The following is a 3,277-nucleotide window of genomic DNA, read 5'->3' as shown; positions in this document are numbered from 1 at the left end:
TCGCCCGGCCGGTCTCGCGCCACGCCCGCACGACGTCCAGCAGCGAGTCCGCCGGCGTCGGGCGCGCCAGCAGGAAGCCCTGCGCGTACGTCGCGCCCAGCCCGGTGATCGTCCGCAGCTGCTCGGGCGTCTCGACCCCCTCGGCCGTGACCTGCAGCTCCATCGCGTTGGCCAGCAGGATGAGCATGCGCACCACCGCGTGCGCGCTCGGGTTGGTCTCGATCTCGGAGATGAACGCCCGGTCGATCTTGAGGCCGTCCACGTCGAACTGCGTGACCTGCTTGAGCGAGGACGAGCCCGAGCCCATGTCGTCCCAGGTCAGCGAGACGCCGTCGTCGCGCAGCGCGTTGAGCTGCGGCGCCGCCCGGGTCAGCAGCTCGGGGTCGGTGTCCTCGACGAGCTCCAGGCGCAGCGAGCGCGACGGCACCCCGTGGCGGTGCAGCGACGCCATGACCCGCTCGTGCAGGTCCGCCCGCTCGAGCACCTGGCGCGACAGGTTCACGTTGAGCCACGGCGGCACGCCCTCGACGCCGGACGCCCGCCAGCGGGCGAAGTCGGCCAGCGCCCGGTCGACGACCCACAGGTCGACCTCGTCGGCCAGGCCGAGGCGGGCCGCGTCGTGGAGGAACTGCGCCGGGCTGAGCAGTCCCCGCGTCGGGTGGTTCCAGCGCAGCAGCGCCTCGACGCTGCCGAACGCGAAGTCGTTCAGGCTCACGATCGGCTGGTAGTACAGCGTCAGCTCGTCCTCGCGCAGCGCGCGCTCGATCGCCTCGCGGATCTGGTGGTCGGGGTCGCGGTGCAGCGCGCCGCTCTCGGTGAGGGTGAGGTGCCCGTGGTCGGGGTCGGAGATGACGACCCGGCCGCCGCCGACGTTCTTGGCCGCGTACATGGCCAGGTCGGCCTCGCGCAGCAGCTCCTCGGCGTCGGCCGCGCCGGCCCGGCTCACGGCCGTGCCGATGGACGCACGCAAGCCGGCCTCGTCGCTCAGGGCCACGCGGAAGCCCTCGGCCGCCCGCGCCGCGTCCTCCGACGACCTCCGCGGGCGACGGTCCGAACGGACGGTGCAGGATCGCGGCGAACTCGTCGCCGCCGAGCCGGGCCACCATGTCGCCGGGCTGCGCCTCGTGGCTCAGCGCATGCGCCGCGTCGCGCAGCGCCTCGTCGCCGGCCTCGTGGCCCAGGCCGTCGTTGATCTGCTTGAAGTCGTCCAGGTCGACGAACAGGACGGCGACCGCCCGGTCGGCGTGCGAGCCGGCCTCGCGGCAGACCTCCTGCAGGCGCTCCAGGAACCGCGCCCGGTTCGGCAGGCCGGTCAGGTCGTCGTGCGAGGCGCGAGTCATGAACGCCCCGGCCAGCGCCTGCATGATCGCCGCCGACGGCGCGACGCGGAGCTCGTCGCCGGCCTGCACGACGACGTCCTGCCAGCGCTCGCCCGGATGGGTGAGGATGCGCGTGGCGGCGGTCGTGAGGTCGGTGTCGGACGCGAGCACGAGCGGCGCCCAGTCGGCCACCGTGCCGACGGAGCGACGCTGGTTCAGCACCCGCCCGAACCCGAGCCGTCCGCTCAGCACGTGGCCCAGGTGGGCGCGGGTGATGATGCCGACCTGGCCGTCGTCGCCGTCGACCACGATGCTGCTCAGCGAGGCGTCCGCGGAGAAGATCTCCTCCACCTCGACGCAGCCCGCGGACTGGCCGACCCGGAGCGCCGGACGGCTCATCTCCACCAGGTCACGAGTCGCGGCGGCCGCGAGGGGCTCGAGCCACGCGGCGTCTTCGGTGCTCACTCGCTCCCTATCGGCCTCGCCGACCGAGGACTGAGCGTTCGAGCCCGGCCACGAGTGTGCTCTGGCGCACCCCGCGACCGCTAGCCTCGCTGGCGTGACGGAGCGCGAGATCACCGAGCCGGTCGACCTGTGCCGCGAGGACGGGTCGCTCAACCCGGACGCCGTCGGCTGGGCCCGGCGTCCCCTGCACCGCGCGAACCTGCGCCGCCGCCTCGGCAACGGCTGGGGGCGCACCAAGCGCTGGGAGTACTGGGGCGTCGTGTCGGACAAGTACGTCGTCGGCGTGCAGATCTCGACCCTGGACTACGTGGGCGTGCACGGGCTGTACGTGCTCGAGCGGGCCAGCGGGCGCGAGTGGCGCCAGGACGCGACCGTGCCGCTCGGCCGCGGGGTGGGCCTGCTCGACCACGCCGGCGAGGGACGCATCGCGGTGACCCGCGGGCCGATCCGCGTCGCCGCCGACCAGAAGCGCGACCGCACGACGCTGACCGCGCACTCCCCCTCCATGAGCTCGACCTCGTGATGGAGCGCCCGCCGGCCCAGGAGTCGATGAGCGTCGTCGTGCCGTGGAGCGCCTCGCGCTTCCAGTACACGCTCAAGGACCTCGCGCTGACCACGCGCGGCACGCTCGTGCTCGACGGCGTCCGCCGGACGCTCGGCGCCCACGCCTACGCGGTGCTCGACCACGGCCGCGGCCGGTGGCCGTACCGCGCGTCCTGGAACTGGGCGGCGGGCAGCGGCCCCGGTGGCAACGCCGTGCAGCTCGGCGGACGCTGGACCGACGGCACCGGCTCGACCGAGAACGCGATCCTCGTCGACGGCGTCGTGCACAAGATCGGCCGCGACCTGGCCTGGACGTACGACCGGCGCGACTGGTCGCGACCGTGGCGCGTGGAGGGCGAGGGGGTCGACGCGACCCTGACGCCGTTCCACGTGCGCAGCGCGAGCACCGAGCTCGGCCTCCTGGGCAGCCACACCCGTCAGGCGTTCGGCACCTGGCGCGGCCGCGCGACCGCCGACGACGGCACCACCCTCGACCTGGCCGGGCTGACCGGCTGGGCCGAGGAGGCGCGCAACCGCTGGTAGGTCAGTCCTTGCGACGCGGCTTGCGCGGACGCTCGTCGCGGTCGCGGCCCTTCGTCGACCCGCCCTTGTAGCCCGACTTGTAGCCGCCCTTGGCGCCGCCGCCACCGCCGCCGCGCGGGCCGCGGTCGGCCTGCAGCTCGATGAGCTTGCCCGAGATGCGGGTGTCGCGCAGCGCGTCCAGGACGTGCGGGGGCAGGTCGGCCGGCAGCTCGACGATCGAGTGGTCGACGCGGATGTCGATCTTGCCGAAGTCGCCGCGCGACAGGCCGCCCTCGTTGGCCAGCGCGCCGACGATCTGGCGCGGCAGCACCTTGTGCCGCTTGCCGACGCTGATCCGGTACGGCGCGTAGCGGCCCGACGGGTCGCGGCGCGGACCGCGGTCGGGACGCTCGCCGTCGCGGCGCTGC

2 protein-coding genes and 2 pseudogenes are annotated in these 3,277 nt (G+C 74.4%); 1 reads left to right on the top strand and 3 read right to left on the bottom strand.

Going from position 1 to position 3,277, the window contains the following annotated elements; translation table 11 throughout:
• Both AC2W7G_RS12315 and AC2W7G_RS12310 read right to left on the bottom strand, forming a co-directional pair.
• A partial coding sequence (locus AC2W7G_RS12315) for an EAL domain-containing protein (protein ID WP_485868696.1) occupies positions 1 to 970 on the bottom strand: 970 nt, incomplete at its 3' end.
• 151 nt (positions 971 to 1,121) lie between these two features.
• A pseudogene (locus AC2W7G_RS12310) lies at positions 1,122 to 1,340 on the bottom strand (diguanylate cyclase domain-containing protein); the annotation flags it as partial.
• Between the two features lie 538 nt (positions 1,341 to 1,878).
• Here AC2W7G_RS12310 and AC2W7G_RS12305 point away from each other — a divergent pair.
• Positions 1,879 to 2,870: pseudogene (locus AC2W7G_RS12305) on the top strand (DUF2804 domain-containing protein).
• A 1-nt stretch (position 2,871) separates the two neighbouring features.
• Here the strand turns inward: AC2W7G_RS12305 and AC2W7G_RS12300 are convergent.
• A partial coding sequence (locus AC2W7G_RS12300) for a DbpA RNA binding domain-containing protein (RefSeq protein ID WP_485868695.1) occupies positions 2,872 to 3,277 on the bottom strand: 406 nt, incomplete at its 5' end.

The sequence above is a fragment of the Aeromicrobium sp. PFPM2_SD2 genome, assembly GCF_057364525.1.
Note: the sequence above shows the minus strand (reverse complement) of the source record. Positions and strands in the feature narration are given on the sequence as shown.